This is a genomic window from Mycobacterium neglectum (genome assembly GCF_002591975.1).
GTDB classification, from domain to species: domain Bacteria; phylum Actinomycetota; class Actinomycetes; order Mycobacteriales; family Mycobacteriaceae; genus Mycobacterium; species Mycobacterium neglectum.
Window position 1 is genome coordinate 1 of sequence record NZ_NVQE01000015.1, and the last position, 14502, is coordinate 14502.

Annotated in this window: 11 protein-coding genes; 1 reads left to right on the forward strand and 10 read right to left on the reverse strand. The window is 66.2% G+C overall.

All coding sequences use genetic code 11. The features are described 5' to 3' along the window. Nucleotides 1-97: 97 nt before the first annotated feature. The 5 genes from CSQ99_RS13680 to CSQ99_RS13700 form a co-directional block, all read right to left on the reverse strand. The gene (locus tag CSQ99_RS13680) at nt 98-5932 is read right to left on the reverse strand and encodes an AAA family ATPase (RefSeq protein ID WP_099039589.1); all 5835 of its coding nucleotides are present in this window, start codon (nt 5930-5932) and stop codon (nt 98-100) included. Nucleotides 5933-5934: 2 nt separating this feature from the next. After that, nucleotides 5935-6948 (reverse strand): ecdysteroid 22-kinase family protein, encoded by a 1014-nt coding sequence (locus CSQ99_RS13685; RefSeq protein WP_245908905.1) that lies wholly within the window; start codon nt 6946-6948, stop codon nt 5935-5937. A gap of 136 nt (nt 6949-7084) precedes the next feature. After that, the gene (gene aftC, locus CSQ99_RS13690) at nt 7085-8356 is read right to left on the reverse strand and encodes an arabinofuranan 3-O-arabinosyltransferase (protein WP_099039590.1); all 1272 of its coding nucleotides are present in this window, start codon (nt 8354-8356) and stop codon (nt 7085-7087) included. Nucleotides 8357-8392: 36 nt separating this feature from the next. After that, nucleotides 8393-9961: an alpha/beta hydrolase gene (locus tag CSQ99_RS13695; protein ID WP_099039697.1), complete on the reverse strand. Its 1569-nt coding sequence runs from the start codon at nt 9959-9961 to the stop codon at nt 8393-8395. A 58-nt stretch (nt 9962-10019) separates the two neighbouring features. After that, a complete protein-coding gene (locus CSQ99_RS13700; protein WP_099039591.1) occupies nt 10020-10811 on the reverse strand; it encodes a pyrimidine reductase family protein in 792 nt (263 codons plus the stop codon). Nucleotides 10812-10836: 25 nt separating this feature from the next. Between CSQ99_RS13700 and zapE the strand changes: the two genes are divergently transcribed. Beyond that, nucleotides 10837-11874 (forward strand): cell division protein ZapE, encoded by a 1038-nt coding sequence (gene zapE, locus CSQ99_RS13705; RefSeq protein ID WP_099039592.1) that lies wholly within the window; start codon nt 10837-10839, stop codon nt 11872-11874. Here zapE and CSQ99_RS13710 read toward each other — a convergent pair. The 5 genes from CSQ99_RS13710 to CSQ99_RS13730 are packed head-to-tail and all read right to left on the reverse strand — an operon-like array spanning nt 11850 to nt 14485. Further along, a complete protein-coding gene (locus CSQ99_RS13710; protein WP_099039593.1) occupies nt 11850-12380 on the reverse strand; it encodes a GNAT family N-acetyltransferase in 531 nt (176 codons plus the stop codon). The genes zapE and CSQ99_RS13710 overlap by 25 nt on opposite strands. Nucleotides 12381-12395: 15 nt before the next feature. Then, nucleotides 12396-12911 carry a hypothetical protein gene (locus CSQ99_RS13715; protein WP_099039594.1) on the reverse strand — a complete coding sequence of 172 codons (516 nt, stop codon included), beginning with the start codon at nt 12909-12911 and terminating at the stop codon, nt 12396-12398. 29 nt (nt 12912-12940) lie between these two features. Then, a complete protein-coding gene (locus tag CSQ99_RS13720; RefSeq protein ID WP_099039595.1) occupies nt 12941-13375 on the reverse strand; it encodes a PPOX class F420-dependent oxidoreductase in 435 nt (144 codons plus the stop codon). A 28-nt stretch (nt 13376-13403) separates the two neighbouring features. Further along, nucleotides 13404-14006, reverse strand: coding sequence for a methylated-DNA--[protein]-cysteine S-methyltransferase (locus tag CSQ99_RS13725; protein WP_099039596.1), 603 nt, complete (start codon nt 14004-14006; stop codon nt 13404-13406). Then, nucleotides 14003-14485 carry an RNA polymerase sigma factor gene (locus CSQ99_RS13730; protein WP_176561019.1) on the reverse strand — a complete coding sequence of 161 codons (483 nt, stop codon included), beginning with the start codon at nt 14483-14485 and terminating at the stop codon, nt 14003-14005. The genes CSQ99_RS13725 and CSQ99_RS13730 overlap by 4 nt, the downstream gene beginning before the upstream one ends. Nucleotides 14486-14502: the final 17 nt, after the last annotated feature.

Below are 14502 nucleotides of genomic sequence, written 5' to 3' on the forward strand. Positions count from 1 at the left end.
CCCTTGGTTCCCTTCGTCAGCCTGAATGCTTCGCAACTTTCAGACTTCGGAAGACCAAGGGCCTCCCCATGCAGCGACACGCCCTACGAGAGCGAAATCACAACTGCCCCATTAAAATCGAAGAGCCGCTTTGACCGCGGACCGCCCACAGGGGGAATTCGTACTGACTGAATTGCGCGAGGTGGCGTTCAATGCCTACGCGCATCGCGTCGCGGCCCACAACTGGGTCGCCGCTGAGCCGTCGATGGTCGCCGTAGACGAATTGTTCTGAGTAAAAGGCGATGGCGCCCGCAGCGTCATGTGCCCTCATCGTGGCGAAGAAGCCGTCGACGATCTCGGATGACTCGTTTCGAATGGCAAGCCGGCTGGATTGCGCCCGCGTCAACTCCTCGGCGTAGGCAAAAGCGCCGGCCTCGTCATCGGAGTCGAACTCGCATATCGAGGTGAAGCGACCGTCGCGATGCTCGCTCGCTAGGATCATCGTCCATTGGTAGGCCTCCCCATCGCGTCCGGCCGCCTCCCGTTCCAGGCGGATGACGCTGCAACTCGGGGTCAACCACGCCACGGCCGAATTCCACGTCCGCTTCGAGGCGATCAGCGTGTTCAGTTCCTCGAAGCCGGCCCGGAGTTCATGGGCTGAGCGCTCGGGAAATGCCCTGCGGGAACGGGTCTTGATGCGCAGACCAGGCGACATGAGCTCGCCGAACAACCGGTCGAAATCATTCTGGTCGATGGCCACCATGGCTTCGCTGGCCGGAAGGCCATTCTCGGCGAATGCCTTACCTTCGCCCGCGTAGTAACGCTTGTCGAGCTCGCGACACGCACCCTCGAAGTCGTCCTCGTCGAAGCGTGCCTCATATACGATCCGCCCGTCTTCCCCGATCTCCACCACGTGGAGGTAGGCCGACTCAAATCCAGCGTCACTGGACCATCGACTCGACCCGAGCAGTAAATGCTCACCCCGGACGGCCAGGGTGCGCGACTCGACATCGTTGTACTGCGCGAAAATTCGCAGGAAAGCAGCGCGGAGTGCGGCGCGGTCGAGGATCGGGTCGCCCGTGATGCTGCGCCGATCGTCGTAAGCGATCCCGCCCGCGCAACATTCGAGTGCGCCATCGACATCGTGACGGCGCAGAGCCGCCCAGTACGCCTGCACCGTGCGGTCCGCGTGGTTGGTCACCGCGAGTCTGGAGCGGTGCGCCTGCATCCGTTCCTCGGCGTAGGCGAAGGCCGCGTCCTCGTCATCGAGTTCGAAAAGACAACCTGCACCGAATCGCCCATCGCGCATCTCCGTCACGCTGATCCACGTCCATGAGTACCACTCACCGCCAGGCCCGATGGCCTCTTGTTCGAGCCGGGCCGCGGCTAGCGTCGGCGACAATATGCAAATAGCCGATGGCCACGTTCGCGTCGACCCGACCATCGCGTTCAAGTCCTCGTATGTTGTTCTGGGGTCGCTCACCGAGGGGTCGGGGAATGCCGAGCGCGACCGATTCTCGAAGCCGGCATTGGGATCGCTGAGTTCTCCGAACGCCTTCGCGTAGTCACCGCGGTTGAGGGCCACCACCCATTCGGTTGCCACGCCGCCGGATTCAGCGAACAGCGCGCCTTCGCCGGCGTAGTAGCGCCGATCGAGTTCGCGATAGGCGCCTTCGAAGTCGTCTTCCTCGAAACGTCCGAAATATTTGAGGCGGCCGGCGTCGTCGAACTCCATCACGTTCAGCGTGATCGCCTCGTTGCCGTCGTCATCCCATAGGCGACTCGAGTGCATTTCCAACCGCTCGCCGCGCACCGCCATCGTCCGCCATTCGGTGTGCGGGTAACTCTCGAGGATGCGCTCGGTCGCAGCATGCAGGTCGGCTGCACCCTCGATCGGGTCACCGGTGATCCGCCGTCTGTCGTCGTACACAAAGTGTTCCGATGGAGCAACACGCAGCGCGTCGACGTCATGCGCCTGCAGTGCCTGCGCCGCGGCTTCGGCAAGCACGCTGGCGCGGTTGCCGACCCGGAGCCTGCTGGTGCTCCTCCTGACCTGATCTTCGGCGTAGGAGAATGCCGCGTCCTCGTCGTCGATCTCGAACTCGCACAGGGCTGCAAGTCGATCATCGCGTAAACCGACAACGAGAATCCTTGTCCAGGCGTAGGATTCGGTCTCATTGCCGACGGCTTCGCGCTCGAAGCGGGTAACCGCCCACAATGGAGACACCCAGCACACCTTCGCTAGCCACGATCGTGACGATGCGACCATGGCAGCGAGAGACTCGAAGCTGGCGCGCAGGTCGCTCGCCGAGCGATTGGGGAACGCGGATCGCGTTTGCGACTCGGCACGCAAGTCGGAATTGCTGAGTTCGCCGAAAAGCCGGTCGTAGTCACCTTGATTCACCGCGACTATGCACTCCGTGATCGCAGTGCCGGCTTCGGCGAATGCCGCGCCCTCACCGCCGAAGTAGCGGCGGTCGAGTTCGCGGTACGCACTGTCGAAGTCGTCGTCGAAGCGGCCCTCGTAGATGATCCGCCCGTCATCGTCGATCTCGGACACGACCAAGTCGGTGGTCTCATTGCCGGACTCGTCAGACAAACGTGACCTTGCCAACGCCAGACGCTCACCCCGGACGGCCAAGACGTTCATGTCGAAATGGGGGTACTGCCCCTGCGCGACCTCAACTGCCCGATTGGTGACGGTCAAGCGTAACGAAACCGGTTCCTTCACAAAGGATGTCGTTGGATGTGCTGGGCTAGCCGGCGCGGCCACCCGGCCGATCCTGGAAGCTACTTCCTTCGCGGTGTACAGCGCGTCGGCGTTGGCGCGAGCACTTGCAGCCCCCTTGGCATCCCCGCCGGCGTCGAGCACCCGGCCCAATGCCAGGCAGGCGTCGGCGTGGTCGAGCACCAAGTCGGTCCCCGCGGCGACGGTCACCGCCTCACGCGCCATCGCGACCGCGTCCGTGTGGCGGCCCTGCGCGGCAAAGATTTCTGCTCGCACCGCGCGCCACGCGATCGCGGTCTTGAGGTTGTGGCCGGCGAGACGCTCACTTTCGGCGGCGTGACGGTCTGCTTCATCGAGCCGTCCTTGAGCAAGGACAGAGCGGGCGAGCAGCGCGGCGGCCTGCCCTGCGTCGGCGCCGACACCCAGGGCGTCAAGGCCTTCCAATGCGGTACGGAAGTGTGGTTCGGCGGCGACGGGGTCGCCCTCCATTGATTCGATGATTCCGGCGAACAGCTCGGTCTCCATGACACCGTGCCGCAGGCCGAGATCCGCGACCACCTGTCGGGCATCCGCGAGCATCGTCCTGGCCTTGTCAGGCCGTCCCCGCAGCAGCTCGAGTACGGCGAGGTGGCGCAATGACGTGGCTTCGAGCGAGGGCGCGGCCGTCGTCATCCGCTGCATGCGTACCACGTCGAGACACCGGCCGCCCGCCTTCGGGACCGGGCTCGGTCCCCACAGTGCGGCGCCCGGCGCGGCCCCCAGCGCCGCGGTGATCTGCCGGTGATCGCCGCTTTGGCGGGCCGCGATGAGCGCCTCGAAAAGGTCGATCTCGCTGTCGCCGATCCGTCCGAGACGACCGCGCGCGCCTGCCCGAACCCGATGCGCCTTGGCAAGTCCCGCCGGATCTGCACGTCGGCCGAACTCGTCGATGGCCTCATGCAGGCGGGCCTCGACTTCGAGCAGTCGCTCCGGATCGGTGTAGACGACGAACTGACAGCGGTAGCAGATCGCCCACGGCGCAAGGGCGTCGTCGGCGATGTGTTCGAGTTCGTCCACCAGCGGTGCGCCGGCCGCGACGTCACCCGCGGACAGGTATGCCTCGCATCCGATGAGCAGCAGATCGGCGTGTAGCGCCTCCTCGGCGGCGGCCAGTGCCGCGCCGCGAGCCGCCTGATTTCCTGCGGAGACCAGCTCGTCGCGGTCGAGGGCACGCCGCGCCGACGCCGCGTAGTGGCGTGCGGATCGAACGGCCAGTTCGCCGGACCGCTCGTCGAGCGGGCCGAGTTGGCTTCGGTAGGTGTAGGCGGCTTCGAGGTGGCGGGCAACCATCTCGTCGGAGTCGAAAGCCACGCTTGGCCCGCCTGTTTCGACCCAGCCGGCCAGCCGCTCGTGCAGCTCGGCGCGGTCCGATTTCAACAGGCGTCGGTATGCGACATCGCGGATCAGCACGTGGTGGAATCGCCATACCGGTTCGTCGCCGACGTAGGCGCCGCTCGGCTGGGCCAGCTCGAGCCGGCGAAGACGGTTGAGAGACAGGCTGACTCCCGCTGCGGTACTGCCCGCGAGGGCGCGCACGGCGCCCAGTGAGAACTCGCTGCCCACCACCGAGGCGATCTCGAGGACACGCCGATCTGAGGCGTCGAGTCGTTCCAGCCGCGAGGCCAGTAGGGCATGGATCGTCGGTGGCACCGCGATGGCGTCGACATCGATGGTCAGTCGCCATCCGTCGTGCTCCTCGATGAGCACCCCGTCGTGCGCGAGCATCAAGACGAGCTCGCGCACGAAGAGCGGGTTTCCTCCGGTGGACGAGGGGAGTCGATGCAGGAGCTCGCCAGGCAGCCGTGCGGCCCCGAGCACGTTGGACGCGAGTTCGGCTGTCGCACGGGGGTCCAGGCCGCCGAGGTGGATTGCCTCGGAGACAAAACGGCCCACGGTGACAAGCTCGGGTCGTAGCTCACGCATTTCAGGCCGGGCGAGTGCCAGCACGAGCACCGGCACGTCGGCCGCCCACTCGACGAGGTGCTCGATGAAGTCGAGGAGCAGTGTGTCGGCCCATTGGATATCGTCGAGGAGCAGCATTAGCGGTCTGTCCGACGCCAGCACCTCGACGAACCGGCGCAGCGCCCAGAAGGTCTCCTCGACGGATCCCGCTTCGCCGGTGGCCAGGCCGGTGAGGTCGCGCAGCAGCCGTTCTCGCTCGGGAATGCCTGCGGGAAGATCGGTTTCGAGGTCTGTTGACCGCAGCACCTCGACAAGGGGCGCCATCGCGACGGTCCGTTCGACGTCGCATCGAGCCCCGATCACCCGCGCGTCGGTCTGTACACCGGTGAACTCCGCGGCCAGCCGACTCTTGCCGACACCCGGGTCGCCGATGACGGTGACCAACCGCGCGGCCCGCGCGGACACCGCATTGTCCATCGTGGCCTGCAGTCGGCGGAACTCGTCGCGTCGTCCGACGAAGGGGGCGGCGTCGACGGACTCCGACTGACGCCCGAGCCACTGGTAGACGGCCACGGCGGCGGTGCGGCCTTTGACCTGGACCTCGCCGAGGGGCTCGTAGCCGTAGTGGCCCCGCGTCGCGCGCCAGGTCTCCTCACCGACCACGACGCGGCCACGTGGGCACTCGGATTCGAGCCGGGCGCAGACGTTGAGCGCGTCGCCGACAAGGTCGGCGTCGCCGACGCCGACCACCACCTCGCCCGTGTTCACCGCGACGCGCAATGCGAGTTCCACCCCGTGCGTTTCGGTGACCCGGGCCGCGAGGTCGACGAAGCGCTCCTGTAATTCGACCGCCGCGTCCACGGCGCGCACGGCATCCTCGGGTCCGATTTCGGGGACGCCCCAAACGGCCATGAATCCGTCACCGATGTACTTCGTCACGCCGGCGCGATGCCGCTGTGCTACCAACCTCAACAGGTCGTGATAGCCGCCGATGACCTCACGCGCCGTCTCGGCGTCGACGCGCTCCTCGAAGCTCGTCGACCCCGCCAGGTCGGCGAACATGACCGTGACAGTCTTGCGGACCGGACCCACATCCGGTGCGTCGGACATCGACCTGGCATCGAGCGGCGCCCCGCATCCGCGGCAGAAGCGCGCCGTCGCAGTGGCTTCCACGCCACACGTGGCACAGATCCGGGCCAGCGGTGCGCCGCAGTCTTCGCAGAAGCGGGCGTCCTCTTCGTTCGTCGTACCGCACGAGGCGCAGGCGCGGCGGCTCTCCGCCATCGTCAGTCCGGTCTCAGCGCTAACGCGTCGTGGTCGTCGATTGCCGTCGCTGCGCCGATGAACATTGTGCGCAGCAGCGCCAATTGGCGGTCGTTGGCGATGTCGATCTGGCCGGAGCCGATGACGGGATAGACGAAGCACCATGCCGTGATGAGCCGATAGTCGCGCCGCAGTTGGTCTCGGGGGTAATCGATTCCGCGCTCGGCGAGACGCTGGGCATATCTTTCGAGAAGGTCACCCTCACAGCTGCGCCTGGTCACGGCCGTGAGGCTTTGGCTCAAGAAATAGGCCACATCGAAGGCACCACGACCCTTTGCCGTGATCTGCCAGTCCAGCGCGCTCACCCGCGCATCGGCGGGGCCGATGGCGAAGAACAGTTGGTCGAGTCGCAGATCGCCGTGCAGGAACGTGAGCGGTGGGCGGCTGATTTCCGCCATGAACCACGGCATCAGTGACGGCAGCCGTTCGCCGAAATCACGCATCGCCGGCGACATGTCGTAGCCGACGCGGTCGACGAACACCGGCCACGCCGCCTGGTAAGTGTCAGCCACCACCGTTGAGAATGGGGGAGTGTTATGGGTCTTCAGCCATGGAAGCGACGCGAGGCGGTCGTTGTCCCACCAGTAGGCGTGGTGGCCGGCGATGCCGTCGATGACCGTCTCGGCGTCCGACACGCTGCACCCGACGATCTGGTCGGCGTTGCGGAGCCGCCCCAGATCCTCGAGAACCAGCACGAAATCGTGTGTCGCTTCGTCAAAGGCGGCAAAGTACGGCTGGGCCGGCCGCAGCGGATTCTTGACCCCGATCTCCTGATAGAAGCGGATTTCGCGTAGGTAGAACTCAGCGGCTTCGCAGAGGTTCACCCGCGCCGTGACGTCCAGTGTCGGCAGCTTGACGACAACTGTCCGCGGCAGGTCGGGGGCACCGTCGAGATGCACGCGAAACAGTCGGCCGAGCAATCCGTATCCGATGCCGATCTGTTCGATCTTGCACACCCGCACATCGGAATTAAGCACTTCGCTCAACCAATCAGGAGTAATGCCCAAGGGATCCAGCGGGATAGTCGGCATCCGCATCGCCTCCCCGTGACCTGCCTGCGTGCGAGCCAATCGTATTCGATCAGCGGCCTATCGCAGCGAATTTACGACGCTGTCATCCGCTTTGCGCGGGGGCGGGTGTCTTCGCAGGATCCTTCATCCACACCGGGTCGATGCCGTCGTCCAACCGGTTCTCGGACTTCGCGTCGAGGTAGCGGAAATACAGTACGCAGAACACCACGATCAGCATCAGACACCAGCCGTAGGTGAACTTCATGTACTCGAGGAAGCGACCAGTCGTCGGCCAATGCCCGAGAAGCCATTTGTCGGCGCTCATGAACCCGTAGATCGCCAGCCATGCCGGCCAATTGCGGAGCACCGAGTTTCGCAGCACCACCGTCATCAGGAAGGGGAACAACATCATCGAGTAGTAGCCCTGGCCCAGTGACGACACCAGGAACGACATGATCAGCAGCACACCGGAAGAGGTCAGCATCCAGAACAGCGGATCACGGGTCCGGTAGTACTTGTAAAGCAGCCACAGGGACACCACCGCGAGCACGACGAAGGCCAACCGCAGCAACAGTGTCAGCCAGACCGGCAGGCCGTAGTACAGGGCGTTGCCCGAAATCGAACTGTTGAAGTAGTCGCGCGTCGTGAAGATGTATTCGGCGGTGCGGGTGACGAAGCTCATCGGGTCTTTGACCAGCGGCCAGGCGGCGAGATTGAACGCGACCGGTACTCCGAACGCCGGGATCAACGCCCGCCACTGTCGGTTCAGCAGCGGAAGCAACAGCAGCGGCGCCAGCAGAGGTTTGACTACCAGCGTCAGACCGATGGCTGTCCCGGCCAACCACTCGTGGTTGCGGTTCCCGTCGAGCAGCCATCGGAAGAACAGCACCTCGAGCAGCAGGATGCAGCCGTTGATATTGCCGAAAACCAGTGTGTTGACGACGCTTTCGCTGATGAACATCGCGGCCAGGAGGGCGGGCAGTGCGACCGAGTCGAATTTGAAACCGAACAGCCGAATCAGGAGGTACGCGGCCAGAATGATCGCGATCGTGTTGAAGGTGATGAACCAGTACCGCGACGCATCGACGGGGAGGTAGCCGAACGGCGCCATGATCAGCGTGCCGCCGGGCGGGTAGAGATAGTGCGGGTCGACGTGGTTGAAGTTCTCGTTGTAGATGTCCCAGCCCATTTTGAAATTCACGACGGCTCGGTACACCGGTCCGTAGTCGTCGGTGATGTAGCCATTGGTGGCCAGGACGTAGCTGCGATGAATGATGAACAGGATGGCCAGCGGCCACAGGATCGACCGCAACACCGTGGCCAGACCCGGCGGGGAGGTGCGGGGCCGGAAAGCGGCCAGAACAAGATCGCGCACCAGCGCACCGTACCCGACCGTGTCAGGGCCGAGGTGTCAGGCCGGGCAGAACGTGTCGGTGTCCGGCAGCTTGCCGGTGTCGAGATAGCCCATGACCGGCGGCAGAGCGCACGGGGAGTACACGGCGGCGCCGTGGCCGATGCCCTGCCATATCACGCGCCTGTTGGACGCCCCCGCATTGATCACGGTGGCCGCCACGGCGGCCACCCCCTCGTTTCCGACGATCGGGTCGTGCGCCGTTCCCAGCAGCAGAACCGGGGTGTCGAGATTCGGTGGCTCTTGGGGAGCAGAACCGCTGGGCCAATTCAGGCACTGCACCAATTCGAGCGCACCCACCTGGCCGAACTGCGGATATAGCTTCTCCCACGCCACCACCAGCTCGCGCACCCGGTCGGGGGTGGGCCTGTTCAGAGAGTCGCTGCAACTGTTGACGAACTGACCGTCGGTGCCGCGCAACGTCTCGGCTTCGCTCATCAACGTGTTCATCGCGTTCCAGTCCCCGGAGCGCGCACCGGCGACCGCCGACGCCAACCTGTTGGTGGCGGCGACGCGATCGCCGCGAGGGTAGGCCAGGGCCGTGGAGATCGCATCGGTGACGGTGGCCACCGAGCCCGGGCTCGTCGTGTTGTATCCACGCACCTGGTTCAGCAACGCCGCGACGGCCCCCTTCGGATCGGGACCCAATGGGCAGTTGACGGCCACGCACTGCGTCGCCCATGCATCCAGCGCGGATTGTTCGCCCTTGACGCGCTGTTCCATGGCGGCTTCGGCCGCAATACCGAGCGGAAGTGGCGAGTCGAGCACGAGCCGCGCCACCTTGTTCGGGTGGCTGCTGGCATAGGCCAAGGCCACTTGGGCACCGTTGCCAATGCCGTACAGCGCCAACGTCGGTACGTCCCAGGTGCTGCGCAGTCGTTCGATGTCCTCGGCGGCGTGGGCGTTGTCGTAGGCCGAGTCGCCGGGGGCGATGGTGTCGGTGCAGCTGGTCGTCGCGGCCTGGGTGATATCGCCGAGGTTGGCGACGGGGTCGTCGCCGGGCTGGAACTGAGCCTGGTCGAGCATCGCCTGGCGGTCGTAGAGATCGCGGCAGTCCAGCGCCCCCGACATTCCGGTGCCGCGCCGGTCCACCGCCACGACCGGCCGCGTCTTGAGCACATCTGAGCCCGACCGGTTCAGCCAGACCGGCAGCTGCAGCGACGTCGGCAGATCCGATCCGGTGGTCATCACCAGGGGGCCGGCGTCCTCGGGTGTCTCGTCGGTTTTCGCGCGAACCACACCGATGCTGATCGTCCCCGATGCGCCCTTGATCGGGTCGAGGTCGGCGTCGTAGGTCGCGCAGTCGAACGTCACCCCGGCGATGGGGGCGACGGAGGCATCCGAGAGCACGTCCGAAGTGCAGTCACGCCAGGACAGGTCGTTCTTCGGCGGCTCGATCGGTGGCGGGCCTTCCGACGCCCTGGTGGTCTCCGGCTGACCCTGGGGTTGGGCGCCTTCGTCGGTGGCGAAGCGTGGATTGGCCGCCAGACCAGGTGCGCAACCGGCCAGCAAAACCGAAAGCACGAGTGCTGAGGTGCTCAACACCCGGATCGGGCGACGCCGCTGCATGCCGACCACAGTACTGATTCCCGTGTGCAATCCTCGTCGCGCAACGACTGAGCGCGCGTCAACGAGCCCGGACATAGCGGGTGTACAGATAGCCCTGGTCGTCGGACAGCAGATGTGCGGGCCGCATTTTGTTGTGCACCTCGCCGGTGCCCGTGGCGATGCGTCGCCCCGAGCCGCCGACCAGGATGGGCGCGACTGTGAGGCAGAGCTCGTCGAGCAGGTCGTCGGAGATCAGCTGGCTGAGCAGCGACGGGCCCCCCTCGGTCAGCACGCGGAATAGCCCGCGCTCGGCGAGCAGCTTCAGCGCGGTGGCGTTGTCGACGGAATCGGCCCGCGATCCGGACGCGTTCAGCACCTCAGCCACCGCACCCAGCCGCTGCTGGGTGTCGTCGACGGAATCGGCGCACGTCAGGATCAGCGGCGGAACCTCGGTGCGGGTGAAGAACAGTGAGTCGGGCTCCAAGTTGCCGGTTCGGGTGACGACGGCGATCGGCGGCACTTCCGACTGCCCGCGGCTCTGCCGGGCGTGCCGCGCTGCGAGCGGGACCTGCGCACCGGAGTAGTTCTCGACCCTGACCGTGGCGGCCCCGACCAGGATCACGTCCGCGGCGTGCCGCATGAGGCCGAACATGCTGCGGTCGCCCGCTCCGGCCAGACCACCCGCCTTGCCGTCGGCGGTCGCACCGCCGTCGAGGCTGGCGATCATGTTGCCGCGCACCCAGCAGGTCTGTGGGTCGTCGGGGTAGGCGTAGAAGTCGGCGAGCCGGCTGTCGGCACCCTCGATGAGGGGGCCGTCGGGCCCCAGCGCGGTGAACCGCACCCCGGCGGTGGTATCGGCCATGAACAGCATTGCAACACGTCGCTAAGGTGCGTGCATGGACGGGGCCAGCGATGTCGGACATCTGGTCGACCGGCATCCCAAGGTCACACCAGAGCGATTGATCGCTCAGCTGAGCCCGCCACCGACCTTCGCCGACGTCAGCTTCGACACCTACATCCCCGATCCGGCGCAACCGACGCAATCCGCGGCCGTCGACTCCTGCCTGCGGTTCTGCGCCGAGGCGGCCGAGCGACGGGCCGGCAGGAAGAAGCTGTTCGGGCGCCGCGAGGTCCTGCCCGGCGTGGGGGTCTATCTCGACGGCGGGTTCGGCGTCGGCAAAACACACCTGCTGGCGTCGTCTTACTACCGGCTGCCGCAACCCAAGGCGTTCGCGACGTTCGGCGAGTTGACCCAACTGGCGAGCGTTTTCGGCTTTCTCGAGTGCATCGAACTGCTCGCCGAGTACGTCGTCGTGTGCATCGACGAGTTCGAACTCGACGACCCCGGCAACACCACGCTGATCTCGCGGCTGCTGTCACAACTCGTCGAACGCGGGGTCTCGGTGGCGGCCACGTCGAATACGCTTCCTGAACAACTCGGCGAGGGCCGCTTCGCCGCCCAGGACTTCCTTCGCGAAATCAACACTCTCGCAGCGATTTTCACGACAGTGCGGATCGATGGGCCCGACTACCGGCATCGGGATCTGCCTGCCGCCCCGGAACCGCCGAGCGATAGCGAGGTCGCCGCCCGTGCTGCGCAGACGCCCGGCGCGACGCTGGACGACTTCGACGCGCTGTGTGCGCACCTGGCCACCATGCACCCGTCGCGATATTTGACGCTCATCGAGGGTGTGCCCGCGGTGTTCGTCACCGGCGTGCACGCGATCGACGATCAGAATGTCGCGCTGCGCCTGGTGTCACTGACCGACCGGCTCTACGACGCGGGCATCCCGGTGGTGGCGTCCGGCGCGAAGATGGACACGATCTTCAGCGGCGAGATGCTCGCCGGGGGGTTCCGCAAGAAATACCTGCGCGCGACGTCGCGGTTGCTTGCGCTGACGGCGGCCGGTCAGACCGGGCGCACCATCACGTAGTCGCTCTCAATGCCCGCGCCGAGCCGAAATGTCTTGGTGCCGTTGATTTTAAAGCCGTGCTTGCGGTAGAAGCGTTGTGCGCGCAGGTTCTGCTGGTTGACACCCAACCACACGATGTGGGCGCCGATTGCGCGCGCCTCGTCCAGTACGGCGGTCATCAGTGCCGAGGAGACGCCGGCGCCGTGGCTGTCGGGCAGCACATACATCTTCGACAGTTCGATGGCCGGACGCGCTGTGACGGCGCGCTGGACATCCTCGTCATCGGGGAGACCGCGAATCAGCATCGCGTAACCGACGATTCGCTCATCCTGGCGCGCGGTGAGCACCCGGCGATCGGGGTCGGCGAGGTAGTCGCGGAATCGATGCTCGGAGAGGGTTTGGTCGATGAATGCGGCGATGTCGTCGGCGCTCGCCGTCGCCGGACACGCCAGCGGGAACGTCTGCGCGGCGACCCCGGCGAGTTCGGGTAGGTCGGCGCCGACGGCCGCGACCACATCAATTGGCAATACTCGTGCCTCGAGTCAGGCCACGTTCCATTGCGCGAGGTGCTGGCCGGTGATCCTGTCGAGCAGCACGACATTCGAGATCAGGTCGCGGTAGCAGTCCCACCAGACCCCACCGCTGACGGTCGAACCGGCCGGAGCGTTCATCAGCGCAAGGGTCAACGAGTCGGGTGCATCGGTGTTGCGCGGTTCATAGGAATCGCCCGTCGCGGTGACCCCGCGGAACTGATAGGTGATCGCCTGGGCGTACGACGTGGGCACCTTAACCGGGTTCACGGTGATCTGGGCGCGCCACACCTCGTAGCGCGGGGCGCGTGGCGGATAGCCGAAGCCGGGCGGGATCGGGGACGGGGCCAAGCTGTTGACGGTGACGTTGGCGACCAGGCCCTCGAAGTTGACCTGCAGTGTTTCGCCGAGCCGGCCGATCGGTGAGGGCGCGGACTCGGCCTCGTCAGGCGCGGCCTGGGCGGTCACAGCCGTAAGACCGGCGAGGGTCGCCATCACGGCGATGAGGAGGACGAACCAGCGACGCATGCACGCATGATGGCACAAACTGAAACGTGTTACAGCCGGTTCTCCGACACCCACGGCCCGGAGCCGCCAATCTTCTCGACGCGCACTCGCGTGAGTAGGCCCGCCGGCGCGTTCGGGGGCGGAAAGTGCTCGTCGCTGCCCAACATGACTCTGGCCAGGCTCTTGAGCAGTTCGGGAGCGCCGCCTTCGACGATCCGCGCGGAGCCCGTGATGCTCAGGTAGTCCCTGAGTTGGCCGGGCCGCTCGGGGCCCAGGATCGTGACGGCCACGCGTGGATCGCGGCGTACGTTGCGCGTCTTGCGGTACTCACTGAGGTGTGCCGAGACGAGTTCGTCGCCCTCGGGGGTCGAGTCCAGCGCCATCCAGATCGTGGAGACCTGCGGGCTGCCGTCGGCGTTGAGTGTGACCAGAATGGCGTCGGTGCCCGGCCCGATGAGTCCGCGGGCGGCGTCGTTGAGCCTCATGCGTTGTTCTACCGATGTGCGCACCGTTTCATTCCCGAGCGTCGGCCTCGAGGTCGAGCAGCGCTGACTTGGCCAGCACACCACCCACGTACTGGCCGGTGGACCCGTCGGAGCGCACCACGCGGTGGCATGGGAAGACCACCGGAAGCGGGTTGTGGCCGCAGGCGGTGCCGACGGCGCGGACGGCGCGGGGGTGGCCGATCGCCGCGGCGACGGTCGCGTAGCTCTCCCGGCGGCCGTAGTCGATCTCGCGCAGGTGCTCGACGACGCTACGTCGGAATCCGTTCGTCAGCCGCAGGTCGACTGGAACGTCAAAAGTGGTGCGGCGCTTGGCGAAATATTCATCGATCTGCCGGGCGACCGCCTCCAGCCGGGACGGCGACCGCAGAATGCGGGGGCTCACGGCGTCGGCGAGTCGAGCGAGCACAGTGTCATGGCCCTCGACGTCATACGCGACGCGGAGCAGTCCGACGGTGGTGGCGGCCAAGAGCAACGTGCCGACGGGGGTATCGATCGTGCGGTAGGAGATGTCGAGGGCTTGGTCGGCCTCGGCGGCCTGCTCGAGCCGAGTGTGCAACCGTGACATCGTGTCGTCGTCGGCGTTCAATTCCTCGAAAATGTTGAGCGTCATGGCGTTCCGTCCTTCTGATAGGTCTTGCGCAGAGACTTGATGCCGTCGGCGGCGGCGCGCCTTGCGGCGTCGGGGGAGTTGTTGAGCAGTTCGGCGATCTCGGCGAACGGCAGACCGGCGATGTGGTGGTAGGCCACGGCCTGGCGTTGCTTGGTCGGCAGTCGTTGCAGCGCCGCCCACAGGTCGGGGTCGCGGGCGGCCGGATCGGCGTGCGATGCCGGCCGGTCGGGCACGGTATCGGTGGGCACGGGCCGACGAGAGCGGGCCCGGCCGACGTCCAGGGCGCGGCGATGGGCGATGGTGACCAGCCACGCCTCGACGTTGGCGTCGTCGGGAAGTGTCGAATACGCGCGCAGCGCCGACAGAAAGGTTTCCGACCACGCGTCCTCGGCGTCGAGAGGGCCGACGACCGCGCGACACACCCGCAGCACGGTCGCGCCGTGCTCGGCCACTACCTCTTCGAACGGGCGCACCTTCACATTGTGTAGACGCCGCA

Coding starts and splice junctions, on each gene's coding strand:
- CSQ99_RS13680 (WP_099039589.1), bottom strand. CDS start 5,932: ATGGCGGAGAGCCGCCGCGCCTGCGCCTCGTGCGGTACGACGAACGAA.
- CSQ99_RS13695 (WP_099039697.1), bottom strand. CDS start 9,961: ATGCAGCGGCGTCGCCCGATCCGGGTGTTGAGCACCTCAGCACTCGTG.
- CSQ99_RS13700 (WP_099039591.1), bottom strand. CDS start 10,811: ATGCTGTTCATGGCCGATACCACCGCCGGGGTGCGGTTCACCGCGCTG.
- zapE (WP_099039592.1), top strand. CDS start 10,837: ATGGACGGGGCCAGCGATGTCGGACATCTGGTCGACCGGCATCCCAAG.
- CSQ99_RS13715 (WP_099039594.1), bottom strand. CDS start 12,911: ATGCGTCGCTGGTTCGTCCTCCTCATCGCCGTGATGGCGACCCTCGCC.
- CSQ99_RS13720 (WP_099039595.1), bottom strand. CDS start 13,375: ATGAGGCTCAACGACGCCGCCCGCGGACTCATCGGGCCGGGCACCGAC.
- CSQ99_RS13725 (WP_099039596.1), bottom strand. CDS start 14,006: ATGACGCTCAACATTTTCGAGGAATTGAACGCCGACGACGACACGATG.